The organism is Robertkochia sediminum (assembly GCF_016786255.1).
GTDB lineage: Bacteria > Bacteroidota > Bacteroidia > Flavobacteriales > Flavobacteriaceae > Robertkochia > Robertkochia sediminum.
Window position 1 is genome coordinate 38,071 of sequence record NZ_JADMKT010000073.1, and the last position, 25,255, is coordinate 63,325.

General features: G+C 46.8%; 23 protein-coding genes and 3 tRNA genes. 14 read left to right on the top strand and 12 right to left on the bottom strand.

The window, feature by feature from the left end:
• Positions 1–32 precede the first annotated feature (32 nt).
• The 3 genes from IS446_RS06130 to IS446_RS06140 are packed head-to-tail and all read right to left on the bottom strand — an operon-like array spanning position 33 to position 2,028.
• The gene (locus tag IS446_RS06130; protein WP_203059133.1) at positions 33–830 is read right to left on the bottom strand and encodes an undecaprenyl-diphosphate phosphatase; all 798 of its coding nucleotides are present in this window, start codon (positions 828–830) and stop codon (positions 33–35) included.
• 28 nt (positions 831–858) lie between these two features.
• Complete coding sequence (locus IS446_RS06135) at positions 859–1,140, bottom strand: DUF3098 domain-containing protein (protein WP_203059134.1); 282 nt, start codon at positions 1,138–1,140, stop codon at positions 859–861.
• A 9-nt stretch (positions 1,141–1,149) separates the two neighbouring features.
• Complete coding sequence (locus tag IS446_RS06140) at positions 1,150–2,028, bottom strand: cell division protein FtsX (RefSeq protein WP_203059135.1); 879 nt, start codon at positions 2,026–2,028, stop codon at positions 1,150–1,152.
• Between the two features lie 70 nt (positions 2,029–2,098).
• On the opposite strand from IS446_RS06140, the gene IS446_RS06145 reads away from it, so the two are divergent.
• From IS446_RS06145 to IS446_RS06165, 5 genes are all read left to right on the top strand, one after another.
• Positions 2,099–3,028: a ketopantoate reductase family protein gene (locus IS446_RS06145; RefSeq protein ID WP_203059136.1), complete on the top strand. Its 930-nt coding sequence runs from the start codon at positions 2,099–2,101 to the stop codon at positions 3,026–3,028.
• A 4-nt stretch (positions 3,029–3,032) separates the two neighbouring features.
• Positions 3,033–3,962: a DUF58 domain-containing protein gene (locus IS446_RS06150; RefSeq protein WP_203059258.1), complete on the top strand. Its 930-nt coding sequence runs from the start codon at positions 3,033–3,035 to the stop codon at positions 3,960–3,962.
• Positions 3,963–4,047: 85 nt separating this feature from the next.
• Positions 4,048–4,124 (top strand) — tRNA-Asp (locus IS446_RS06155).
• A 371-nt stretch (positions 4,125–4,495) separates the two neighbouring features.
• A complete protein-coding gene (locus IS446_RS06160) occupies positions 4,496–4,762 on the top strand; it encodes a hypothetical protein (protein WP_203059137.1) in 267 nt (88 codons plus the stop codon).
• A 292-nt stretch (positions 4,763–5,054) separates the two neighbouring features.
• Complete coding sequence (locus tag IS446_RS06165) at positions 5,055–5,306, top strand: hypothetical protein (protein ID WP_203059138.1); 252 nt, start codon at positions 5,055–5,057, stop codon at positions 5,304–5,306.
• Positions 5,307–5,374: 68 nt separating this feature from the next.
• On the opposite strand, the gene IS446_RS06170 is transcribed toward IS446_RS06165, so the two are convergent.
• A complete protein-coding gene (locus tag IS446_RS06170; RefSeq protein ID WP_203059139.1) occupies positions 5,375–5,659 on the bottom strand; it encodes a thioredoxin family protein in 285 nt (94 codons plus the stop codon).
• A gap of 73 nt (positions 5,660–5,732) precedes the next feature.
• On the bottom strand, positions 5,733–6,806 hold the full coding sequence (locus tag IS446_RS06175; protein WP_203059140.1) for a formylglycine-generating enzyme family protein: 1,074 nt from the start codon (positions 6,804–6,806) through the stop codon (positions 5,733–5,735).
• Positions 6,807–6,985: 179 nt separating this feature from the next.
• Between IS446_RS06175 and IS446_RS06180 the strand changes: the two genes are divergently transcribed.
• The 4 genes from IS446_RS06180 (at position 6,986) to IS446_RS06195 (ending at position 10,586) form a co-directional block, all read left to right on the top strand.
• Positions 6,986–7,627, top strand: a complete 642-nt coding sequence (locus IS446_RS06180) for an FMN-binding negative transcriptional regulator (protein ID WP_203059141.1) — start codon at positions 6,986–6,988, stop codon at positions 7,625–7,627.
• A gap of 286 nt (positions 7,628–7,913) precedes the next feature.
• Positions 7,914–9,473, top strand: a complete 1,560-nt coding sequence (locus IS446_RS06185; RefSeq protein ID WP_235996423.1) for an arylsulfatase — start codon at positions 7,914–7,916, stop codon at positions 9,471–9,473.
• A gap of 282 nt (positions 9,474–9,755) precedes the next feature.
• Positions 9,756–10,100 carry an ArsR/SmtB family transcription factor gene (locus tag IS446_RS06190; protein WP_203059143.1) on the top strand — a complete coding sequence of 115 codons (345 nt, stop codon included), beginning with the start codon at positions 9,756–9,758 and terminating at the stop codon, positions 10,098–10,100.
• A gap of 15 nt (positions 10,101–10,115) precedes the next feature.
• Entirely contained in the window at positions 10,116–10,586 is a 471-nt protein-coding gene (locus tag IS446_RS06195; RefSeq protein WP_203059144.1) for a DUF6428 family protein, read from the top strand.
• Positions 10,587–10,691: 105 nt separating this feature from the next.
• Here the strand turns inward: IS446_RS06195 and IS446_RS06200 are convergent, their stop codons facing one another.
• Positions 10,692–11,282 (bottom strand): Cif family virulence factor, encoded by a 591-nt coding sequence (locus IS446_RS06200; protein ID WP_203059145.1) that lies wholly within the window; start codon positions 11,280–11,282, stop codon positions 10,692–10,694.
• A gap of 301 nt (positions 11,283–11,583) precedes the next feature.
• Here IS446_RS06200 and IS446_RS06205 point away from each other — a divergent pair, with 301 nt between their 5' ends.
• Positions 11,584–12,624, top strand: a complete 1,041-nt coding sequence (locus IS446_RS06205) for an NAD(P)-dependent alcohol dehydrogenase (protein WP_203059146.1) — start codon at positions 11,584–11,586, stop codon at positions 12,622–12,624.
• Between the two features lie 353 nt (positions 12,625–12,977).
• Here IS446_RS06205 and IS446_RS06210 read toward each other — a convergent pair.
• The 3 genes from IS446_RS06210 to mutS form a co-directional block, all read right to left on the bottom strand.
• Positions 12,978–13,063: transfer RNA gene (locus IS446_RS06210), tRNA-Leu, on the bottom strand.
• Between the two features lie 63 nt (positions 13,064–13,126).
• Positions 13,127–13,199 (bottom strand) — tRNA-Gly (locus IS446_RS06215).
• Between the two features lie 116 nt (positions 13,200–13,315).
• Positions 13,316–15,937 carry a DNA mismatch repair protein MutS gene (gene mutS / locus IS446_RS06220; protein WP_235996424.1) on the bottom strand — a complete coding sequence of 874 codons (2,622 nt, stop codon included), beginning with the start codon at positions 15,935–15,937 and terminating at the stop codon, positions 13,316–13,318.
• Between the two features lie 186 nt (positions 15,938–16,123).
• On the opposite strand from mutS, the gene IS446_RS06225 reads away from it, so the two are divergent.
• On the top strand, positions 16,124–16,657 hold the full coding sequence (locus tag IS446_RS06225) for an RNA methyltransferase (RefSeq protein ID WP_203059147.1): 534 nt from the start codon (positions 16,124–16,126) through the stop codon (positions 16,655–16,657).
• A 228-nt stretch (positions 16,658–16,885) separates the two neighbouring features.
• On the opposite strand, the gene folK is transcribed toward IS446_RS06225, so the two are convergent.
• The gene (folK, locus tag IS446_RS06230; RefSeq protein WP_317192174.1) at positions 16,886–18,025 is read right to left on the bottom strand and encodes a 2-amino-4-hydroxy-6-hydroxymethyldihydropteridine diphosphokinase; all 1,140 of its coding nucleotides are present in this window, start codon (positions 18,023–18,025) and stop codon (positions 16,886–16,888) included.
• Between the two features lie 132 nt (positions 18,026–18,157).
• Here folK and sppA point away from each other — a divergent pair, with 132 nt between their 5' ends.
• Genes sppA through IS446_RS06245 form a run of 3 tightly spaced genes read left to right on the top strand, consistent with a single transcriptional unit; the run spans position 18,158 to position 23,335 of the window.
• Complete coding sequence (gene sppA / locus IS446_RS06235; protein ID WP_203059148.1) at positions 18,158–19,918, top strand: signal peptide peptidase SppA; 1,761 nt, start codon at positions 18,158–18,160, stop codon at positions 19,916–19,918.
• A 6-nt stretch (positions 19,919–19,924) separates the two neighbouring features.
• Positions 19,925–20,647, top strand: a complete 723-nt coding sequence (locus IS446_RS06240; RefSeq protein WP_203059149.1) for a queuosine precursor transporter — start codon at positions 19,925–19,927, stop codon at positions 20,645–20,647.
• Positions 20,648–20,686: 39 nt separating this feature from the next.
• Positions 20,687–23,335 (top strand): AsmA family protein, encoded by a 2,649-nt coding sequence (locus IS446_RS06245; protein ID WP_203059150.1) that lies wholly within the window; start codon positions 20,687–20,689, stop codon positions 23,333–23,335.
• Positions 23,336–23,401: 66 nt separating this feature from the next.
• Here the strand turns inward: IS446_RS06245 and IS446_RS06250 are convergent, their stop codons facing one another.
• Both IS446_RS06250 and IS446_RS06255 read right to left on the bottom strand, forming a co-directional pair.
• The gene (locus tag IS446_RS06250) at positions 23,402–24,136 is read right to left on the bottom strand and encodes a LytR/AlgR family response regulator transcription factor (protein ID WP_203059151.1); all 735 of its coding nucleotides are present in this window, start codon (positions 24,134–24,136) and stop codon (positions 23,402–23,404) included.
• Complete coding sequence (locus tag IS446_RS06255) at positions 24,133–25,206, bottom strand: sensor histidine kinase (protein WP_203059152.1); 1,074 nt, start codon at positions 25,204–25,206, stop codon at positions 24,133–24,135. The genes IS446_RS06250 and IS446_RS06255 overlap by 4 nt, the downstream gene beginning before the upstream one ends.
• Between the last annotated feature and the right edge of the window lie 49 nt (positions 25,207–25,255).

Consider the following 25,255-nt stretch of genomic DNA (forward strand, 5'->3'; position numbering starts at 1 on the left):
CACTTCGTGCACAACGCGTTGCGTGCGCAAAGTTAGTTATAATAATACCCGAGTACAATGGCCAGTAGCCCTACAATAAAACAGTAGAAAGAGAAATAAACAAGTTTGCTGCGTCGTACCAGGGAGATCATCCAGGTACAAGCCGCAATACCGGAGATAAAAGCAGCGAGGAATCCGATACCCAATACTTTTACCTGGGCACTTTCGTAAGTGAGTTCCCCCGACAGGATGTCTTTGCAGATCTTACCCATGATCAACGGAACCACCATAAGGAATGAGAATCGCGCTGCCTTGGTCTTGTCGTTCCCCAGGAGTACGGAGGTCGAAATGGTGGCGCCACTTCGCGAAATACCGGGGAGCATGGCGATGGCTTGTGATACCCCGATAACAAATGCGTTGTTGTAGCTTACGTCTTTCAGGGTGGCCTTGGCCTTGTCTGCCAGGTACAGGAGCAGGGCTGTTACGATAAGCATGAACCCTACCAGAAGTACATTGCCGCTAAATAAGGCTTCCAGCTGTGATTCAAAATAGGTGCCTACCAGCACTGCCGGGATCATAGAGATGATGATCTTTAGCGAAAACTTCTTTTCTTCATTCCATTCTGTATTGAAGAGGCCTCCGAGAATTTCAGCAACATCTTTTCGAAATACCACTACAGTACTCAGCGCCGTGGCAAAGTGAAGAACCACGGTAAAGAGCATGCTCTCTTCGGGCACCATCTGGTCGCCGAGAATGGCTTTTCCCAATTCGAGGTGTCCGCTGGATGATACCGGTAAAAATTCTGTGAGTCCCTGGATAATACCAAGGATAATGGCGTCTAGAGTTTCCATAGCGTTCGCGGGGCGCAGGCGTTAGGTATTAGTTGTTCTTATGGGGATTCATCAGGATGGCATACACTTCGATACCTAGTCCGATCAATACCAGGGTAGGGGCCAGACGGATGCGTCTGAAATTGTAGATGTCCGGATTAAAAACTTCAGGATCGTTACTGCCACCACCAGACATGAGTAAAAAGCCCAGGGCAATAATGGCCAGGCCTGCGAACATGACGATGTAATTCTTGCGGTGAAATACAAAATCCTTGCCGGCAGCCGGGGTCGCTTTTCCCTTAGATTGCTTCTTATCTGATGTGTTTTTCATGAGTGTGGTTTAATAGTAAAGATCGTCTGTTCTCAGGTTCAGGAATCTTTGGGTTGCAATATAAGTGCTTATCCATGTAATAACAATTCCGCCGGTCAAAATTGCGCCAAAAAGTATGGCTAAAAGCCGTTTGTCGTCAAGGAGTCCGAGCTCAGGATAGGTTTCTGAAAGATAGTAGAGTAGACCGCCAATAGAAAGTAAGGCAATTACAGCACCTATGATGCCCAGCTGGACGCTCTTTAAAATAAAGGGGCGACGAATAAATCGCTTTGTGGCTCCCACCATTTGCATGGTCTTAATGATGAATCTTTTCGAGTAGATCGAAAGCCTGATGGAGCTGTTGATAAGTAGCACGGCTATAAGGGTAAAGGCACCACTGGCCACCAGGATCCAGAAGCTAATTCGTTTTACGTTCTCGTTGAGGAGGGAAACCAAAGGCTGGTCATAGGCTACCTCTGCGATATAATCTTTCTGAGCGATGCGATCTGCGATCTGGGCTATACTGTCGGCATCGACATAGTCGGCCTTTAAGTGCACGTCAATGGAGTTTTGCAGCGGATTGTGTCCGAGGAAGTCGAGGAAGTTCTCTCCGATCTCCTTGCTGTGAGCTTCGGCCGCTTCTTCTTTAGAAATAAATCGCGCCGATCGGGTATAGGGTGCCATGGCCAGGCTTTTCTGGAGCTGGGTGATCTCTACCTCTTTGGCATTGTCTTTCAGGAACACGGTTACCGCCACCTGCTCTTTAAAATGATCGGCGAGCTTATTGGTATTGATCACCAAAAGTCCGAGAACGCCCAAAAGAAAAAGTACCAGGGCTATGCTCAGTACCACCGAAAAATAAGAAGAGATAAGTTTACGTCGCTGGTAGCGTTCGAAAGATCTGCTCATGGATAGTAAAATTGGATGTGTAAAAGTAATAAAGTAAATTTAATCACTATAATCTCATAACCGTAAACTCATGCAAATTATTGTGGTTGGTATAGGTGGCGTTGGAGGCTACTTTGGAGGCCGGCTTGCCCTTACCGATCACCGGGTCGAATTCGTGGCTCGCGGAACCCACGGGAAGGCCATAAGGGAGAACGGACTGGAAGTGAAAAGTATTGATGGGGATTTCAGAGCATTTCCCTACAAGGTACATGAGACTTTAGATACCATCGATGCACCCGACCTGGTGCTGGTGTGTACCAAGTCCTGGCAACTGGAAGAGGTTGCGCAACAATTAGCAGGTCGCATAAAAAGTAATACACTCGTTTTGCCCTTGCAGAACGGGGTAGAGAGTGTGGAGAAACTCACCGGGCATCTCGATCCCGGGCAGGTGCTGGGCGGTTTGTGTAAGGTGATCTCTAAGATCGACGGCCCCGGCATTATCGATCATTTTGCCTTTCACCCGCAGGTGATCTTCGGGGAGGTGAACGGGGAGCGCACCGAGAGGGCCATTGCTCTTGAAGGGGTATTTCGTTCGGCCGGTATCGATGTGATACTTTCAGACGATATTCAACTCGCGGTATGGCGTAAATTTCTTTTTATCTGTATGATCTCCGGTATGGGAGCAATTACCCGTCAGGAGATCGGGGTCATGCGTGCCGATGAGCATATCAGAGCGCTCATGGAAACTTCAGGAAAAGAGATCCTTGAATTGGCTAAACATAAGGGGGTGGGACTTACCGAAAAGGACCTCGAGAACGCTTTTCGGGCTATTGATGCCCAGAAGTATCATTCGACTGCCTCAGTGCAACGCGACCTGATGGCCGGAAGGCCTTCAGAATTACACGATTTTAATGGCTACGTGGTCAGGGAAGCTGAGAAGTATGGTGTTGAAGTGCCTGTAAATGCTTTTATTTATTACTGCTTAAGACCAATGGAAGCTAAATCAAGAGCCCATGAGTAATACGATGAACATACGGGAAGAATTGCAGCAGGTGCAACTTTTTTCGAACCTGGAACTGCTTGCAAGACAAGTGGTGGAAGGATTTATTAGCGGACTGCATAAGAGTCCGTTTCACGGATTTTCCTCCGAATTTGCAGAACACAAGATCTACAACCAGGGAGAGAGTACACGCCATATCGACTGGAAGCTCTTTGCGAAAACCGATAAGCTCTACTCGCGAAAGTACGAGGAGGAGACCAATTTGCGGTGCCATCTGATCATCGATAACTCTTCGTCCATGCATTATCCGCCGGTCAAACAGCAAACTATTGCCAACCTTAATAAGATCGGATTCTCAGTTCTTGCTGCTGCCTGTCTTATGCAGTTGTTCAAGCGGCAAAGAGACGCAGTGGGATTGAGTGTGTTCTCTGACACCTACGAGCTTTATACCCCGGAGCGGGGTAGTGAACGCCACTATCACAAGCTTATGGCCCACCTTGAGGAACTGTCGGAGCCACGACTTCCGGGGCAGGGCACAAAGACCTATACCTATTTGCATCATATTGCCGAAAAGATACACCGCAGAAGCATGATCTTTCTTTTTACCGATATGCTCCAGGTGGAAACAGACAGGGAGGCTTTGTTCGATGCCTTAAGGCACCTGAAGTACAATAAGCACGAAGTGATCCTTTTTCATGTGGTCGATAAAGACAAGGAAGTGGCTTTTAATTTTGATAATGCCCCGAGAAGATTTACCGATATCGAGACGGGAGAGACCCTCGATCTCTTTGCCGAAAATATCAGGGAAGCCTATACAGAGAAGGTCGAAGCGTTCTTTGCTGCACTTAAAATGAAGTGCGCCCAGTACAAGATCAAGTACGTGGAAGCCGATACGGCAAAAGATCTTCAAAAAATTATGCTTTCATATTTAGTTGAAAGACAAATGTTTGCCTGAGAGGGAAGAAAAAAGTTTCATTTTTTTCTTCAAAACGTTTGTGGTATTCAAAAACGGGTGTATATTTGCAACCGCAATCACGAAAGGTCTGGTAGTTCAGTTGGTTAGAATACATGCCTGTCACGCATGGGGTCGCGGGTTCGAGTCCCGTCCAGACCGCCAACAATCCGCAGAGGCGGAAGCCCGAAAAGCCTCAGTAAAATGAGGCTTTTTTTGGCAAGTTAAAGATTAGTTGTGTTGTTTGATTGCGCTGCGGCGCGGTCTTGGTTTAGTAGTTAAACCAATGAAAGGCTTTCCTTAATGGGAAGGCTTTTTTTGTTTATACCCTTTTCAATTTTTTCTCTTGCTTTTACTTCCTGTTTTTTCCAATTTTCATAGGCGAGGTCGGAAGATCCTTTTCCCGTAATCTTGTAATTTTTACCGTTACAGGATATTTTCTGCATTTAAACGAAGATGATATTACGAAAACGTTTTCGTAGATTGGAATCTATAATTTTGAATCAACCAATCGATTTTTGAAAATTGCTACCCATATGAAAAAGGAAGTTCTGAAAACCATCTGTAAGAAGACCTTTCTGAAAAATCTCCGGCGCGACCTGCAGATAACAGGTATTCCCGTAATGTCTTCGGGAGACCAGTTCGTTAGCGAAAGCCTGGGAAGGTCAAAACTGATCTGCCATGCATTGCTCCATGAGTTGAGCGAGAGCAGTGATTTCTTTTTATTTCTTGAAGAGCACGAGATAGAAGCCATAATTAATGAGACCTATCTTGAAATGGAGTGTGATAGTACCCTGTTCTGATCATTCAAAGCCTGCTGTCTTGTTCGGCAATTTGCCGCGATCGATCCCCGCGTAAACCGGCCTTTTCATAGGTGTTTGTACTTGATCAGACTGGAGTAGGCGTCTTGTTAAAACTATCTTTAGTAAAGGTTGCCTGAAGGTGAACAATACAGGTCTGAGGTTATGGAATAGTGCTTTTAACGGATAAATTATTAAAATTCAAATATTTATCTTACATTAAATAGAAATTGCATTTAAAAGGAAATTAATCAACCATTGAAAGTACTTATGCTTTCGATCAAAACTAACCCCCATGAAAAAATCACTCAAAAGCAAAGAGCATCAGGAAGCTTTGCTTCGTCTCAAGTCCAGGGGCGAGCAAAAGGTGGTAGAATTCAGGGTAGGTAAACTGTCGTCCAGATTAGCGAATATGATCAAGGAATACAGGGAGCTTACCGAATGTAACAAGGTTCCGGCTGAAAGTCTGGAGGCCTGCTACCTCGAGATGCGTATCCATCAAAAGACCAAAGAACTTGCAGAATTGATTTCCCGCTCAGGGAAGTAATAGTTTGTTTTTTAAGTTAGTTAGTAAAAAAAGGTCCGGTGTGCTGTTAGTACACCGGACCTTTTTATTTATTGCATCAGGGAGCGTAATCGTTCCAGGTCGTCCTGCACGGTAAATACCGAGAAGGATCCGTGATAACGACGATATTCCTTTCCCTCGGCCATAATAATGAGTGTTGGTGCGCTAAACACTGTGTGTTGGGCTGCGAATTCAGGTGCCTCTGAGGCATCGATCTCCCGGTGGGCAATATCTGGAAAATCACTCATGAGCTCTCGTAATTTAGGCTTGAGTACCTGGCAGATACCACAACGCTTTTCTGAAAACAACAGGGTTTCTATAGGGGTGTTCGTCATATCGTATATGTTTTAACCCGTAGTAGTAAAAAATAGCACTTCCTTACAGCATCGCATAGATCTCTGCCTGACATTATTTTTTTACATCGAGTACCGTTCTGAATCCCAGGTGTTCCTGGCCGGAGTCGAGATTGGTAGCCATTCGCGATGATACGCGGTAGCTGGCGCAGTAGCTGTCGCTGCATAAGAACGAACCGCCTTTGACCACTCTTTGCTGTACATAGGGGTCTGCGGGGTTGTAAGGTCGGGATGCTCCCTTAGGATCTTCGGCAATACCTTGTTGCAATAAGGTATTGTAATACCGGGGGTCATACCAGTCGGATGTCCACTCCCAAACGTTACCGGCCATATCGTATAAGCCATAGCCGTTAGGAGGATATGTGCCCACCGGTGCGGTGGTGAGGTAGCCGTCTTCCAGGTCGTTAGACATGGGGAATTTTCCTGTCCAACTGTTGGTGTTCTGTTCCAGGATACTACGCTCATCGCCCCACGGATAAACCGGTTTGTTCAGGGTGCCCATTGCGGCGAATTCCCATTCGGCTTCCGTCGGGAGTCGGCGTCCGGCCCAATTACAATAGGCTATCGCATCTTCATAGGCAATGTGAACTACAGGGTGATCTTCCAGGCCTTCTATAGAGCTTCCGGGGCCCTTAGGGTGTTGCCAATTGGCGCCTACCTTCCATTCCCACCATTGGGAGTAGTTCCTCAGATCGGTTACAGGTTGTTCGGGTTGTTTGAATACCAGTGATCCGGGCTGTAACACCGAATCGTGAGGTTTGGGTGCTCCCGGTGGGAGCTGACTCTTTATTTCTTCCCAATCGATGGCGCGTTCAGCAATGGTAAGGTACCCGGTTGCTGCTACAAAGGCGGCGAATTGCGCATTGGTTACTTCGGTCTTATCGATATAAAAGGGTGAGACTTTTACGGGATGGGAGGGTTTTTCATGAGGCCATGCCTGGCTATCGTTATCACGCGCCCCCATGGTGAAGGTACCACCCGGGATGTATATCATATTTTTCGGAGGGGCAGGAATGGCGATTGGGTCTTCAGATGCATCCGCTGTGCCCGAAAGCGCCTGGTCTTTATTTTGCTTACAGGCTGTGGTCGCGAGTAGCAAGGGGAGTATGATATACGTAATGAAGCGCATGATGAGCCTTAAATAAAATGGTTATCCGTATCAAATATAGGCGATGCTCCTTGCCTTTGTCTTGTTCTATAGCCGAGTGGTGCGTAATCTTATATGAACTACCGCAAGCCCTTATGTTTCTATGCTTAATTATAATTTATGAACTACCTTGGTCCTGAACTTTACAGAATTTGAGCACTATGTACGATCATGCGGACTATAAAGACCATACCCCTGAGGCTATCCACCAATTTATTGCTGCCCACCCTCTGGCCTTGCTCTCAGGGTGTAATAAGAAGTTCGACCCTGTTGCCACCCAGGTGCCTGTGCTCCTGGAAAAAGAAGCCGATGGTTCGCTCTATCTGCGCGGACATATGATCAGGGGATCAGAACATCACAAGGCCTTTCAAGAGAATCCTAAGGTCATGCTGGTGTTCACTGGCCCTCAAAGTTATGTAAGTGCTACCTGGTATGCTAAGGAGAGAAGTGCGTCGACCTGGAATTTTATGAGCGTGCAGGCGAAAGGGAGCATACGCTTTTTGGGTGAGGCAGGCCTGAGGGCCATCATGCAAAAGACTACCCTGCATTTTGAAAAGGGTAACCATCATTCGCCTACAGTATTCAGGAATCTCGATCCTCAATATGTACAACGCCTGCTGAAGTATATTATCGCATTTGAGGTGAAGGTAGAAAGCCTTGATCATGTGTTTAAGCTGAGCCAGGATATGGATGCCGGGAGTTATCAAAGTATCGTCGCTCACTTGCATAAAGGTGATGCTAATGCTCAAATGGTCGCTACTGAGATGGAAAAGCGCATGCCCGGATTATTTGGGGAGCTTTAGTTTTTCTGGGATTCCACTGTTCCTACCAACGTAAATTCACGACTTTTCGAATTATTCTATTTGCTGCTACGGCAGCCTCTTTACTTGAACACCAGTGTTTCAGGCTTTAGTTGTTTTTATAGATTTTAACATTCTCGTAACAGGTTTAAAGGGCTGAAATACAATATATTGGGGTCAACTTCCCCCTCTCATCCATCCGTGTTCTTCTTCCTGCGGTAGCTAATCTGATATAATTTAGCATTAACCATTCAACCAATGTCTTATGAAAAATGTGAGAATACTTTTTATGACTTACGTCCTGCTGGCAGTAAGTTACACAGTACATGCTCAAAAAAATAACCGTCCTAATATCCTGGTGATCTGGGGTGACGATATTGGCTGGTCAAACCTGAGTTGTTATGAACAAGGTGTAATGGCGTATACGACCCCAAATATAGACCGAATCGCAGAAGAAGGAGTCCTGTTTACCGACCATTACGCTCAGCCTTCTTGTACTGCAGGACGTGCCGCTTTTATTACCGGTCAGTATCCCATTCGTTCGGGAATGACTACAGTGGGGCAGCCGGGAGATGCCCTCGGACTTCAGGCAGCGTCGCCAAGCCTGGCGGAAGTGCTAAAGGCGGAGGGGTATGCTACAGGGCATTTTGGTAAGAACCATCTCGGTGATCGTAACGAACACCTGCCCACCGTACATGGTTTTGATGAATTTTTTGGAAACCTCTATCACCTGAATACCCAGGAAGAGGCAGAGCAAAGGGATTATCAGAATTTCGGGAAAGCTTACTCCGGAAATCTGGAAGATTACGAAAAGAAATTCGGTACCCGTGGGGTGATCCACTCTTTTGCAACGGATAAAGTTGATAATACTGAAGATCCTCGTTTTGGAAAAGTAGGAAAGCAGCGCATTACCGATACCGGACCCTTAACACAGGAACGTATGAAGGAATTCGATAGGGAAGAAGTTATTCCGAAAGCAGTAGATTTTATGAAACGGGCAAAGGATGATGATGAACCCTTCTTTGTATGGTTGAACACTTCAAGGATGCACCTGTATACCCGTATCCATGAAGAGTGGCTTAAAAAAGTGGAGAAATACACCAGCGAATCTGATTATTACGGAGCCGGGATGTTGCAGCATGACGACGATATAGGATATGTATTGGACTGGCTGGATGAAATGGGGCTTGCCGAGAATACGATCGTCCTTTACTCAACAGATAATGGACCTGAGCACGCCTCATGGCCACATGGGGGAACTACACCTTTTCGGGGTGAAAAAATGACTACCTATGAAGGAGGGGTGAGGGTGCCTTGTATGGTGAGATGGCCCGGAAATATTCCTGCAGGAACCGCACTTAATGGTATTCAGGGACATCAGGATCTGTTTACGACCCTGGCCGTGGCGGCAGGAGTTGAGAATGTTGTCGAACAGGTGATGAAAGAAAAAAATCAATTCATTGACGGGGTAAATAACCTGGATTACTGGATGGGAAAACAAGACCATTCCAATAGGAACCATATATTTCATTATTACGAAAGTAAACTAACCGCCGTTCGAATGGGTCCATGGAAATTCCACTTCTCTACCAAAGAGGATTATTATGCGAATGTGATACCCCGCACGGTTCCGCTGGTATTCAATATTCGTATGGATCCCTATGAGAGCTATGACTCTACCGATTCTTATGGTCACCTCTTGCAGAAGGTTTCCTGGCTTATTCAGCCGATGGGGGAGCTCATGGGGGCGCATCTTCAGTCGCTGGCTGACTATCCGCCGGTACAGGGGGGGAAATCTTTTGATATGTCTAATGTCGTGGATGAATTTATAAAAAAGGCACGGCAGTAAGGTCAGTACATAATCATCTTAGAAGAGTTCCCGGGGCGTATTGCTTCGGGATCTTTTTTTTAACTGATGTCATGAAGAAGGGATGTGTTCATTTCTGGATGTATTATGGAATCAATGGCATTGCGCAATGGTATTTGGAAGCTCGGGATAAGTCGTCCGTTGCTTTGCTTCTCACCATCCAAGATGGCTATTTATACCCCGGTTCTGTTTTCCTTTAAGGATATGAATGTTTTTTTATCATAATGTAACGTTCATTCAAAAATCATATTGTAATATTGCAATATGGGAATAACAAAAAAAGAAGGTTTCAGAGAAATGACCCTGGATATGGCCGAAGTTCTGAAAGTTCTGGGGCATCCTGCCCGCTTGGCGATCATGGAATTCCTGGCGGAGAGTCCGTCGTGTATATGTAACGATGTCGTAGGAAGTGTGCCTTTGGCGCAGCCCACGGTATCGCGTCACCTTTCAGAACTCAAAAGGGTGGGGCTTATCAAGGGGGAGATATCCGGGAAGAATATCTGTTATTGTATTGACAATGATCGGTGGCATATGGTCATGGACTACCTTCGGAAACTAACAGGGGCCATCGAAGCGCCCGTAGCAAATTGTAATTCATCAATTATTTAATAAAAACGTTCAAGTATGAAATTATCAGAAGTAAAAGAAGCCTTATCAGGGCTTGAAGCCTTGTATTTTGAATTGCCTGATGGAAGTGTGGTGCCACCGCATTTTCACGTTACCGAGATCGGAGAGGTGCAAAGGCGTTTTATTGATTGCGGCGGGACCTTAAGGAAAGAGACCGTGATCAATTTTCAACTATTTACGGCCGATGATTACGATCACAGGCTTCAGGCTACAAAGCTGAAGGATATCATCGCCGTTTCTGAAAAGCATTTATTGCTGGATGATCATGAGGTGGAAGTAGAGTATCAGGGAAATACCATTGAGGTCTATAATCTTGATTTTAACGGTAAGCATTTTGTATTAGTGCCTACACAAACCGATTGCCTGGCAAAAGATAATTGTGGTATTCCTGAAGCCAAGCCTAAGGTGAAGCTTTCGGAGCTCACCGCCACATCCGGTAGCTGTGTTCCCGGTTCCGGGTGTTGCTAGATCACTGTAACTGGCAGTAACGAAAGGATAAAAAAAAGATCCGATACGTACTCCTTAAGCTGGAGGGTGTCGGATCTTTTGTATGGTAAGGCGTCACCGTCGTGATCACATTTTGTTCACCAATTGGTGCGGTAGTAACCTTCGAAGGGTCTCTTCCTGGCCTTTTTCTACCACCAAAAACTTCCAGTTGGTCTTGCCGTTCTCAGAAATAGCGTAAACCGATTTGGAGGCTCTGACCCCGAAAAAGTCGGTTGACGGATCGTAAGATACATTGTTCGATCCAAAGGTTTGCTCCAGGGAGATGCGGGTCATCCCTATTCTGGATTTCTTGTTTTCTTCACTTTCTCCTTCGGTGGGAGCGAACTTCATATTCATCAAATTCGAGTAGGAGAGAAGCACATAATGTTTCCCGTCGATCTCCTGGGCGTCTTCGATATTTTCGATCTTCATGTCTTTGATCTCGAAGGTGATATCGGGATTGTTAAAGGTCTGCTCCATCAGGGTGATGATCTCTTTCTTAGGGTAGATATTGAAGAAGTCGGGAGTGACATACTCCATGGCTGTTTCGAATTCTCCTGATGCGATCGCATCCTGATATGCAGTAAATTCACTGGCGATCTCCTGTTTCGCGTCCTGTGCGAAAAGAAAGGTTCCCGAAAAAAGGAGAAAAAGAGCGATCAGATTTTTAAGGTGCATAATGTCTTGAATTAGGTTAATGGGATTAGGGTTTCTTTTTTTTAAAAGTAGCAATTTATTTTCTTCGTAAAGCTTCCTTTTCCATTGAAAACTTAAAAAGAGAACCGTTCGTATGCTTGAAGCGATAGGCTGAAGGATGGGTCACTGTTAAATATGCTGTATTTCAGTGATTTAGATGCTGTATTTTGTTTGATACCAGGAATTTAATTGGTAATTTCAACGTCCTTCGTTTGCCATGTGCTTCCTTCCCCTGCTTCTATTAAAGGTCAACAATGTTTAACCACAATAAAACTTAGAAATTATGCCAAATACCAAGGGATATGCGGCCTATTCTCCAACAGATGAGATCAAACCTTTTGACTTTGATCGCCGGGAGGTGGGAGCTAATGATGTAAAGATCGAGATCGATTACTGTGGCGTTTGTCACTCTGATATCCACACAGCTCATAACGACTGGGGGATGTCACAATACCCGGTGGTACCCGGCCACGAGATCTTAGGGCGGGTTACCGAGGTCGGATCTGAAGTAAGTCAGTTCAAAAAAGGTGAGCTCGTAGCAGTGGGGTGTATGGTCGACTCCTGTAAGCAATGCGACTCTTGTAAGGACGGCCTGGAACAGTTTTGCCCGAATATGGTCATGACCTATGCCAGTCCCGACCCTGTAATGGGAGGAGTAACCCATGGAGGGTATGCTACACAGATCGTTGTAGATAGTCATTTTGTTCTTAAAGTATCCGATAAGCTCGATATCAAAGGAGTGCCGCCGCTGTTGTGTGCAGGGATCACGACCTATTCGCCCTTAAGGCACTGGGGGATAGGACCCGGAATGAAAGTGGGGGTGATCGGCCTTGGCGGACTCGGACATATGGGGGTGAAGTTTGCATCGGCCATGGGGGCACACACCGTCATGATCACCACCTCGCCCGAAAAAGGGGAGGATGCGAAGCGCCTGGGGGCAAAAGAGGTGTTGGTATCTAAAGATCCTGAACAAATGCAGGCCCATGCCGGAAGCTTCGATTTCCTGCTCAATACAGTTCCTGTGGCTCATGATCTTAATCCGTATATGCCGTTGCTAAAAAATGAGAAGACCATGGTGTTGTTGGGGGCTACGCCTGTAGACCTGCACAGTATGGGACTGGTCTTTGGTAGAAAACATATTGCCGGTTCGCTCATTGGAGGGATCAAGGAAACCCAGGAAATGCTGGACTTCTGTGCCGAGCACAATATCGTTTCAGATATCGAAATGATCAACATCCAGGATATCAACCAGGCCTGGGATCGCGTGATGAAGGGCGATGTTAAGTACCGCTTTGTGATCGATATGCAGTCTTTGAAAGATTAAAGGGGGTATGAGTAAAGAGTAAAGAGTAAAGATGGGGCAATAGATGGTTTAGGGTTCACTAAGTTCGGTGAACGTCATGTCATCTTGGGCATAAAAAGCTGCAACCTTTGCAGGTTCTTCTATTTTCTGTGTCGCCACATCACTGCATCACCGCATCACTGTATCACCGGGATAGCGGGATTTGCTTCGCATGCGCTCAGCGAGTCCCGGAAACGTCATCTTGAGTATAAAAAAGCCGCAACCTTTGCAGGCTGCTCCTTTTTTGTTTCCAGTCACCCTTACAAACACAAGTTTTTGACGAGCTCCTGAAAACAAAAAAGCCGAAACGACAGTTTCGGCTTTTTATGCATCTGTACTCGAGGCGGGACTTGAACCCGCACGGACATTACTGTCCATTGGATTTTAAGTCCAACGTGTCTACCAATTCCACCACTCGAGCTGCTTTCGCATCGGTAAAAAAAATACGCGGTCGATGCAACCCCGTATTTTTATAGGACTTTTGAGCGAAAAACGGGATTCGAACCCGCGACCTCAACCTTGGCAAGGTTGCGCTCTACCAACTGAGCTATTTTCGCATGATCTAATGAACGTTCAATAAGCTGTAATTCGTAGCTTATTGCGGACGCAAATTTAATACAATTCTGTAAAACGCAAAGTATTTTTTGTCAAAAAGAATGTTTTCCGGTCGGTACTATGCTTCTGCCACGCCCGATTTTTTCTTTACCAACATGCGCTTGATCTCATTGAGCTTCATTAAGGCTTCAACTGGGGTCAGGGTATCGATATCGGTGTGCAGGATCTCTTCCTTGATCTCCTCCAGTAAAGGGTCGTCTAAATTGAAAAAACTCAGCTGCATTTCGTCCCTGGCATCCTGTAACTTACTGGTGAGTTCTTCGCTACTGTGCGACTTCTCCAGTTTGGCCAGGATCTTATTGGCCCTTGAGATCACCTGGTTGGGCATCCCGGCCATACGGGCCACATGAATACCAAAACTGTGCTCACTGCCACCGGGAACCAGCTTTCTTAAAAAGAGTACATTGTCCTTGAGCTCTTTTACAGATACATTGTAATTCTTGATGCGCTCAAAGGTCTCGGTCATCTCGTTGAGCTCGTGGTAGTGGGTGGCGAAAAGCGTCTTGGCTCTAGATGGGTGTTCGTGCAGGTACTCTGCAATAGCCCATGCAATAGAGATCCCGTCGTAAGTGCTCGTACCCCTTCCGATCTCATCGAGCAATACCAGGCTGCGCTCACTGATATTGTTCAGGATCGAAGCGGTCTCGTTCATTTCGACCATAAAGGTCGATTCGCCCATAGAGATATTATCACTGGCACCAACCCTTGTAAAGATCTTATCTACGATCCCGATCTCTGCAGCGCTTGCCGGTACAAAACTGCCCATCTGTGCCATGAGTACGATCAGGGCGGTTTGTCGGAGAATAGCCGACTTACCACTCATGTTCGGACCTGTGATCATAATGAGCTGTTGGGTGTCGCGGTTAAGCGATACGTCGTTGGCGATATAAGGTTCTCCCGGCGGGAGTTGTTTTTCGATCACCGGGTGACGCCCTTCTTTGATGTTCAGATCGCAGCTTTCGTTGATCTGTGGACGCACATAATTATTTTCTTTTGCCAGAACGGCCAGGCCGGCAAGGCAGTCTAATCGGGCTACCATGGCAGCATTTTGTTGTACTGCCCCGATGTGCTCGTGCATCCATACGACCAGCTGGGTGAATAGCTGCTGCTCCAGAACACCGATCTTTTCTTCGGCACCGAGGATCTTGGCCTCGTATTCTTTGAGCTCTTCAGTAATATAACGCTCGGCATTGACCAGGGTTTGTTTCCTGATCCAGCCTTCCGGTACCTTGTCCTTATGGGTGTTGCGCACCTCGATGTAATACCCGAAAACATTGTTGCTGGCGATCTTGAGCGAGGTGATGCCTGTAGCTTCAGATTCGCGCTCGAGCATGGCGTCCAGGTAGTCTTTTCCTGAAAAGGCGATGCTTCGTAATTCGTCGAGCTCTTCAGAATACCCCTCAGCAATGGCATTGCCCTTGTTGATGTTTACCGGGGCTTCTTCGTTAAGTACTTCCTTGATGCGTTGTCTCAGGGCTTCGCACTCGTTGATCTTTTCTCCCAGCTGCTTCAGGGCTTCGTTACTACTGTTTATGGACAGCTGTCTTAAAGGTACAATGGCTTCCAGGGAGTTCTTTAACTGGATCACTTCCCGCGGATTGATCTTTCCTGTTGCGACCTTAGAGATGAGTCGCTCGATATCGCTGAGCTGCTTGATCTGATGCACGACCTTATCGAGTAGCATAGCTTCTTCAGTAAGGTGGGTAACCACCTCCTGGCGTTCGGCGATCACGGCAGTGCTCTTTAGCGGTAGTGCCATCCAGCGCTTCATGAGCCTTCCACCCATGGGGGAGATAGTCTTGTCTATAATATCCAGCAGGGTAACCCCTTGTTGCTGAGTGCTCTGGTAAAGCTCCAGGTTGCGAATGGTGAAGCGGTCCATCCAGACGTATGCTTCCTGGGCAATACGGGTAATGGCGTTAATATGGTCGAGCTGATGGTGCTGGGTTTCGCTAAGGTAGTGCAGGGCAGCACCGGCAGCGATGATCCCCTCTTCGAGGTGGTCGACCCCGAACCCTTTAAGGGAACTCGTTTTAAAATGCTTGTTCAGGGTCTCATGGGCATAGTCTTCCTGGTACACCCAGTCTTCCATAAAAAAGCTGTGATATTCCTTTTGATAGGTGTCGAGAAAGGTCTTTTTGTGTTTCTTGGAAACCAATACCTCGCTCGGATGAAAGTTCTGAAGCAATTTGTCAATGTGCTCTTCATTACCCTGGGCGGTGAGGAACTCCCCCGTAGATACATCGAGAAATGCGATACCCAAACCTTTCTTTCCATAGTGAATAGCGCAGAGAAAGTTGTTCGATTTAGAACGAAGGATGTCGTCGTTAAGGGCTACCCCCGGAGTTACCAGTTCGGTGACCCCACGCTTTACGATGGTCTTGGTTTGCTTGGGATCTTCAAGCTGGTCGCAAATGGCCACCCGCTCGCCGGCCTTAACCAGTTTTGGCAGGTAGGTGTGCAGGGAATGGTGGGGGAAACCGGCCAGTTCGGTGCGGTCGCTACCGTTATTTCTTTGGGTAAGTACAATGCCAAGGATCTTGGCGGCCTTGACGGCGTCTTCCCCGAATGTTTCGTAAAAATCACCCACTCTAAACAGTAGCATGGCGTCCGGATACTTGGCCTTGATACTGTTGTACTGCTTCATTAAAGGTGTTGCTTTCTTTCCCGATTTTGCCAAAACACAATACTTTTTGCTGAACCTCAAAAATACATTTTTTTGACTGGTTTTCGGGAGGACCCTCCATTGTTTATAAACACCTTATGTTGATTATTTTTTCTTTTGAAGGCTTGCTGATAAAGGTGTGTGCGTGAATTTTTATTTTCTGCTCCGGGAGGGTTACTTTTGCAGTAAAATTATGGCGGAATGCGAAAATTAAAGAACAGCGAGCTCAACAGGCTGGGAGTGGAAGAATTTAAGAATGCCGAGAAAATGCCCGTGATCGTAGTGCTCGATAACATACGAAGCCTCAATAATATCGGGTCTGTATTTCGCAGTAGCGATGCCTTCCTTGTTAAAGAGATCGTGCTCTGCGGTATTACCGCAACCCCACCGCATAAGGATATTCATAAAACTGCCCTGGGAGCTACCGAAAGTGTCGACTGGTCTTATCGTGAAGACTGCCTGGAGGTGGTAAATGACCTTAAGGAGCAAGGGGTGGTTACCCTGGCGGTGGAGCAGGCAGAAAATGCCGTGATGCTCGATGCCTTTTCGCCAGAAGCCGGAAAGACCTATGCCCTTGTTTTTGGGAACGAAGTAAAAGGGGTGCAGCAAAAGGTGGTAAGTGCCTGTGACGGAGTGATCGAAATTCCGCAACACGGTACCAAACATTCCCTGAACATCTCTGTAAGTGCCGGGGTAGTACTCTGGGATCTCTTCGCTAAACTCAAGGCGCTTTAGCCTTGAACTCAACCTGCTCTATAGGTGAGGGCCACAGCGGTAAGGATAAATTTAAGATGACATTAGCACAATCCCTAAGCGATCTGAAATGCGCATAAAAAAGCCCGCAAGAACGGGCTTAGTGGGTGATTATTAAGTAAAGTTCGCTGGTGTCTTAATTGCTAATGGACGCCTAATTAAAAGATCCTTCAGGTAAAATCCAAGAAAATCCTACAAAATAGAGTTAACTTACACCTTGACCTGATGATCGTGTATTTTATCGATAATAAACTGGTAGTCCTGAGGGTTTTTGACGAAATCCATTTCGGTGATATCGATCACCAGGGCGTTTAGTTCAGGCTGGGTTTTGATAAAATCCAGGTAGGCCCTGTTGATATTTCTCAGGTAGTCGGCAGGGATCTCCTGCTCGTAACTTCTTCCGCGTTTTTTGATGTTTTCCAACAGTCGTTCGGTACTCTGGTACAGGTATACGTAGATGTCGGGTTTGGCTACATCCTTGTACATGAGGTTGAATAACCTGCGGTATAATTTGAACTCTTCATCCTGCAGGGTAACCCGGGCAAAAATGAGGGATTTATAGATGTCGTAATCGCTTACCATGAACGAGCGAAACAGGTCTTTTTGTGAGCTGTCGTTCAGGAATTGCTGGTAACGCTCTGCGAGGAAGCTCATTTCTAAAGGAAATGCATAGCGCTCGTTGTCTTCGTAGAATTTGGGCAGAAAGGGATTGTCTGCGAACTGCTCAAGGAGGAGTTTGCCATTGAAATCTTCTGACAGTTTGGTGGCCAGGGTTGTTTTACCCGCCCCGATATTCCCTTCGATGGCTACGTAATTAAAACTGCTGAAGTCGTTGATGCCTTTTTTGAGACTCCAGCGGGTGTGTTGCAATTCGCTTTGGTCTTCGCAGATTTCCAGCAGTGCATTCACCGTTTTTCCCAGGATGGGGTGCACTATGTCGGGAGCGATATCGGCTAATGGCCGCAATACGAATTTCCTGTTTTGAATATGTGGATGAGGGATCTTAAGGTCCGGTTCGTCGATCACTGCCCCGTCGTAGAAAAGGATATCGAGATCGATGCTTCGGGGTTGGTAGCCTTCCTGTTCAGAGCGAATCCTTCCCAATTGCCTTTCGGTATGGAGCAGCACTTCCAGGAGCTCCTGAGGGTGTAGTTCGGTATCGATAGCGATACATGCATTGAAGAAATCGTCACTTTCAAAACCCCATGCCGGCGTTTGGTAAACTGGAGAAACGCTGGTTACTTCCCCGGCGCGCTCATTGATAAGGGCTACCGCTTGCTGGAGGTTTGACAGCTTGTTTCCGGTGTTACTGCCCAATGAAATGTATGCCTTCTTTAACTGCTTCATCATCGGGGGCAAAGTAACTAAAAGAAATCTACAAAAGTTTATCTTTGTTATTCATGTTAATAAAAAAATGCTTCCTTAGACAGGCTTTTAACATGACGTGTAGTCGTTTACCGATCTGTTAATCAACTTTTATCTATGAATTTTCTGAGAAACCTTCTTGCTTCTATTCTGGGAACGCTTATCGCCCTGGGCATTATCTTCATGTTCTTTCTTTTGATCATGACCGCTGCTACTGCGGGTGCCGAACCTGTTGTTCGCGTTAAGGACAATTCGGTATTACGTATATCCCTGCAAGGAGTCGTGCCGGATTACGGCGGACAGTACCGTATTGATGACCTGGATTTTGAGTTCGAGGAATACATCGGCTTGAATCATCTGGTTCGCGCCATTGATCACGCTGCTACCGATGATCGCATTAAGGGGATCACTATTGAAAATTCTATGATACAGTCGGGGAGTGCTACTACCCAGACCTTGAGAAAGGCGTTGCAACGCTTTAAGGAGTCGGGGAAGTTTATCTATGCCTATGCCGATCTCTATACGCAAAAGGATTATTGGATGGCTTCTGTAGCCGACTCTGTTTTTCTCAATCCGCAGGGGATCTTCGATTTTCGCGGCTTGTCGTCTGAAGTGCTTTTTTTTGGGGATTTCCAGGAAAAAAGTGGTTTGAGAATGGAAGTGGTAAGGCATGGTAAGTATAAGAGTGCCGTAGAACCCTTCCTGGGGAATGCGATGAGCAATGAGAACCGCAAACAGATCAGTGAGCTTTTGGAGGGACTTTGGTCGGTGTACCTGGAGGATATTTCCAATAGCCGAGGGATCCCTGTGAAAACGCTCAACACCTATGCCGATAATTTAGCTGCCAGGACACCGTTTATGGCGGCAGAGAACGGACTTACCGATGGGGTGCTCTATGCCGATGAGTACAAGAACCTGCTGAAAACCACCATGGGCCTCGATACCGATGATGATATTCGCACCATCGATCTGGAAGATTATGCCGAATCTACAGCGCGACTACGCTCGAAAACAGGCGACCGTATTGCGGTGGTCTATGCCCAGGGAGATATTGGTTACGGTAAAGGATCTAACGATATGATCGCCCAGGGTATTATGTACGAGTCCCTGCAGGATGCCAGGGAAGACAGCAGGGTAAAGGCCATCGTACTTCGCGTAAATTCTCCCGGCGGACTCGCCCTGACCTCAGATCTGATCTGGAGAGAGGTTGAGGTGACCCAAAAAGTGAAGCCCGTGGTGATCTCCATGGGGAATTATGCGGCTTCAGGCGGTTATTATATTGCTGCTGCCGGAGACAGGATCTTTGCAGAGCCTACGACCATTACCGGGTCGATCGGTGTTTTTGCGACTATTCCCAACGTTCGTGAGCTCGCGGCCAAATGGGGGATCAATGCTGAGCAGGTAAATACCAATAAGAACTCTACCGCTTACAGTTTGTTCGAAGCGCCTTCTGAGTCGTTCCTGAAATACTCTAAAGAATCCATAGAAGAGAATTACAATCACTTTTTGCAGGTGGTTGCCGAAGGTCGCGGGATGACCCCGGAGGAGGTGAATGAAGTTGCCCAGGGAAGGGTGTGGAGCGGAGTTCAGGCCAGGGAAAAAGGACTGGTCGATGAGCTCGGGTCTCTCGATGATGCAGTGGCCTATGCCGCTCAGCTTGTGGAAGTCGCTGATTATGTTACGGTAGACTATCCCGTATATGAATCTAATTTCGCCGATGCCCTGAGCGACCTGGGAATCGGATTTTTTGACACCAAAGAAGAGCTGCTAAAAGAAGAACTGGGAGAAGAGGTCTACCAGCTCATGATGAAAATAAAACATATGGCGGGAATGAAGGGGGTGCAGGCCAGACTGCCTTACGAACTGAAAATACAGTAACACGCCATGGATATAAAGAAAAAGCGCCTTGCCTTTAAGGTGTATCTCTACCTGGGAGCCTTGTTCATTACTTCCCTCGTGGTTTCTAATCTCATCTTCCAGAAGTTCTTTTACTGGTATCCTTTTGGAGAAGATGCTACCCTGTTCGGAGCACCCTTGTTCGAACTGTCGGTGGGCATATTGCCGTATCCGCTCACCTTTCTCATTACCGATCTGATCTCTGAGATCTACGGACAGAAAAAGGCCAACCAGGTGGTTACCGCCGGGATCTTTGCTTCTCTCTTTTCTATGACCATTATTTTTGTGGCCGATGCGGTGCCTGCCAATCCTTGGTCGCCGGTTAATAATGAGTTATTCGAAACCGTTTTTTCCCTTTCGCCACTGGCGGTGCTGGCATCTATGATGGCCTACCTCTTCGCTCAGTATATCGATATTGGGATCTATCACTTCTGGAAACGTCTTACCAAAGGGAAATACCTGTGGCTCCGTAACAATTTCTCTACCTTTTCATCACAATTCATAGATACCTTTACCGTTATCTTTTTGTTGTGTGTTTTTGGGGTATTGCCCTGGAGCAGTTTTTACGGATTGGTAGTTAGCGGATTCATTTTTAAGGTGATGATCGCCGCCCTGGATACGCCCTTGCTCTATCTTTTTGTGTATATTCTGCGAAAGACATTCGGCCTTAAACCTAACGAGGAGATCGACCTTGGTTTTGGCCTGGAATAGATACGGTACTTCATCTTATAAAATAATTAAGCCCTGAATATGAAAAAGTTCATTAGGATCGCGTTGTTGACATTTAGTTTACTGATCTCAGCTCTTGTATTGCTGCCCATTCTTTTTAAAGATAAGATCGCGAAGTCTGTGAAGGAACAGATCAATGCACAGGTTAATGCCCGTGTTGATTTTGAAGATGCCCGCCTGAGCCTGCTTAGTAGCTTTCCGAATATGGCTTTAGGGGTAAAGGGATTAAGCGTCGTGAATATTGCTCCTTTTGAGGGTGACACCCTCTTTTATGCGGAGCGTATAGACCTCGATATGCCGCTAAAAACGCTTTTTGCCTCCGGGGTAGATCCGTATACCATTTCTCATTTCAAAGTGAGCAGGGCTCAGGTGAATCTGGTGACTGATGCTGAAGGTCGTGCCAATTACGATATAGCTAAGGCGGATACGGAACAGGATGGGGTTCAAAACACGGCAAATGCTGAAGCTGCACCTGCCACGGGACTTCGACTGGAGCGCTATGAGTTTGAAGATGTCTCCCTCGTTTATGAAGACCGGGGGCAGTCACTAGTGGTTGCTCTGGATAGTCTTTACCATAGCGGGAAGGGAGATCTGTCTGCGCAAAACACGGTACTGAGCACCAACAGTAGTGCCTTGCTTACTGTAGTGAACGGGGAGACTACTTACCTGAACAGGAATAACATCGACTGGGAGGCAGCTATTGCTATGGACCTCGAGGCGATGACATTCGACTTTAAGGACAATACCGCCCATATCAACAGGCTCCCACTCATCTTTGAAGGTGGGGTGGCCATGCCCGGAGACGAGATCGCCGTAGACCTCCGTTTTACTGCGCCTTCAACAGAATTCACACGGTTCTTATCCCTCATTCCCGAGGCTTATTCCGGTGACCTGGAAGGGGTGAACGCCGGCGGACGCTTTACTGTAAAAGGGGAGGTTAATGGGGTGTATCACGAAGAGCGCATTCCTCGTTTTGATATCGCTATGGAGGCAGAGAAGGCCTTTTTTAAATATGCCGAAATGCCATTGACCATGGAAGAGATCACCCTGAGAAGCAGGTTGGCCAATACCACAGAACGGGTGGAGGATACCTACCTGAGGGTGGATACCCTGCATTTTAAGCTGGCAGGAGACCGCATGGATATGGTTATGAAAGCCGAGGCACTGGGGGCGTCGCCAAAGATCGAGCTCGATGCTCACGGAGTGCTCAACCTGGAGAACTTTGCCCAACTCATGCCTGCCGAAACCCTACAGGGGCTGCAGGGGGTACTGAAACTCGATATGAGCTCCGGATTTGATATGGCGGCCATAGAAAGAGAAGATTATGCGGCTATTAGGAACCGCGGTGCTATTGAAGTTACCGGGATGAAGTTCAATACACCATACCTGCCTAAGGAAGTGACGGTGGCGTCTGCTGTCATGACCCTGGATGATCGTGTGATGACCCTGAAGGAGTCCCGGTTAACCACTGGAAATTCTGACCTGCAATTGCAGGGGCAGATCGACGATTACCTGCAGGCGGTATCAGAAACGGGAGTCGTAAAAGGGACCCTGCGTATGGAATCAGGGCGTCTTGAGGTGGCTGACCTGGTAGATGTGACTGCTGCTGAGGCAGGTCCTGCAGACAGAGGTGATCAAGAGGGTACGCAGGATGCCGGGGAAGATGAAAATGCAAACGAGCCCTTGTTGCCTGCCAACCTGGACCTCACCATTAGGGGTAAGGCGAAAGAGGTGGTTTATGATGATATTACGCTAAACAACGCTTCGGTGTTCATGAAACTTGCCGATCAGAATCTGGAGATCAGGGAGCTTAGCTCTGAGGTCTTTGGAGGTCGCATTGGTTTGGAGGGAAAACTCAACGGAGCTACCCATAAGCCCGATTACCAAATGGATATCAAAGCTTCCGGATTTGACCTTGCAGATGCTTTTGCACATATGAACGTGTTGAAGGGTGTAATGCCCCTGGCGCGTGCCCTTGAAGGGGAACTCAACGGAAGTATACAATTATCGGGATTGCTTGGTAGTGATATGCTACCCGTGCTGAATTCACTCACGGGAGGCCTTGCCGGAAACCTGACGGTAGAAGAGGTGAAGCAAAGTGAGCTGGGATTCGTACAGTCGCTAAACAGTACCTTGTCGTTCATGGACCTATCAAAACTGGGCGGAAAGGCCCTGAAAGGCTCTTTTGAATTTCAGGACGGTAAGGTGACTTTACAACCGGTAGCCTTTAACCTCAATGGGGTGGAAGCGACCCTTGGCGGGACTCATGAATTCGATGGGGCTATGGATTATACCCTTACCCTTCAGATGCCGGCATCTTACCTGGGTAGCGAGGTCTCTGAACTGGCCTCCTCCGTGGGGGTCAAGGACCTGGATAGCCGAAAGATCCCGGTTGATGTGCTTATTGGAGGCGGAATTAAAGATCCGAAGTTCACGACTAATCTCGATAAGGCTACAGCCAATTTTATCGCTCAGCTATCTGAAGAAAAGAAAGCAGAACTGGTAGAAAAAGGCAAAGGCGAGCTGGGTAAATTGGTAGAACAGGTGATCGGAGGAGAGGCTAAGAAGGAAGGTGATTCTGCAGCGACAGACCCGGTAAAAGAGACGGCAAAAGACCTGCTCAACAACCTCTTTAAAAAGAAGAAGAAGGATACTACGAACAAGCAATAAAGAAAAAGCCCCGGTCCATGTTCGGGGCTTTTTTTATATGGTTAGGTAAGACCTGCGGGCAATTTCCTATTCGGTCTCCGTTATTTCTTCTGTCTGAAGAATGGTGCTTTTCGCTTCGTTGAGATAGCTGCGGCCGATCGTGTAGCGCTTGCCGCCTATTTCCACACTGTTGCCTTCCAGGGCTTCGATCTTTTCAAGCGAAACGGTCACCGACCGGTGAATGCGAATAAACTGATTTTCGGGAAGCTCTTCGGTGAAACTACTCAGGGTCTGGTGCACAATATAGCGTCCTTTTTCGGTAATGATACGAATGTAGTCTTTAAGGCTTTCCACTACAATGATCTCATCAAGGTAGATCTTTTGAAGCTTCTTTTTGTCGATCTTGATGAAGCGAAAACTCCGGTCTCCGTACGATGGTGCGCTTTCCTTACTTCGGTCCTTTTCGATGAGTTCCTTGGCCTTGTTCACGGCCTTTACAAAGCGGGGAAAGGCTACCGGCTTTAACAGGTAATCTGTAACATCCAATTCATAGCCTTCAAGTGCGTACTGCTCGTGGGCGGTGATAAGGATAACCTTAGGCTCAATGTCAAAATCCTTGAGTAGATTGAGGCCGCTGAGCATGGGCAGGTTGATGTCTAAAAACAACAGGTCTACCGGGTTTTCCCGGAGATATTCACCGGCCTTTACAGCACTGTTAAAAGTTGCGGTGACCTCCAGAGCATCTATTTCAGCAATGTAGTTTCGAATCACATTAATGGCTAATGGCTCATCGTCGATAATAACACATTTTAATTTCGTCATGCCGGTATTTTTAATGTTACGCTGTATTCCTTGTCTTTGATACAATTGTTTAATTCGTACGTTCCGGGAGTATAGCTTAGTTCGAGTCGTTTTTTCACATTTTTCAATCCTATACCTTCGCTATTTCGTCCTGATGATCTGGACCTTTCAGGAGGCAGGGTGTTGGTGACCTTAAAGAGGAGCTCGTTTTTCGTGATCTGAAAATTGATATGAATATCTGTTCTCTGAAGGTTTTTTGCCGCCCCGTGTTTAAAGCTGTTTTCTACAAAAGAAATGAGTAACATCGGGGGAATGGTCTTGTTGTCGGGATCGCCCTCTACATTCATTTTAACCTGTACTTGGTCACCATAACGAAGCCTTTCCAGTTCCAGGTAATTGTGAATGCATTCTATTTCCTGTTTAAGGGGCTGTTTGTGGTGTTTGGTCTGGTAGAGTAAATACCGCATCAGGTCTGAAAGCCTTAAGATCACCTCGGGAGCCTTGTCAGACTTTTCCATGGTCAATGAGTAGATGTTGTTAAGGGTGTTGAAGAAAAAATGCGGTGAGATCTGAGACCTCAGAAAAAGCAGTTCTGTTTCCAACTGTTCTCTTTGCAGTACCTTGGCCCGCTGATTCTCTTTAAGCCATTCGATGGTTACCTTGATGGCGGTGACAAAAGATAGCACGTAGATCTCTCCCATCGTAATGGTGATAAGGTAATTCGGGGTGAGGGTGTCTGTATACTCCGGCCCTTCCGGCCAAACGTTCTTGCTGATGAGGTGGTAGGTGAGTTCGAATTTGAGGTACATCATGCCGATCACCATGCCGATCACTATCGCGAAGAAGGAAAAATACCTTTTCGATGGAATAAATCGGGGGATCAGGTAGTATATCGTGGTGTAGCAAATAAGGATGTGTATCGGAAATTCAAGCAGGTTGCCCTTGAGTGAAAAGAGGAAGTCGTCGTAATAGAATCCCCATCGGATTGTGTTGAATAAAAAGTAGATCACCCAAAAAATGATATGGTGCCAGTAGGAGATCCCGTACTTGAAGTAGCGGGTAAGAGGGGGGGTGGCTTTGAAAATATTCATAGTTGATCTGGGGTAGCCGACTTTACTAAACTCCCGGTGTTTAGCTTTT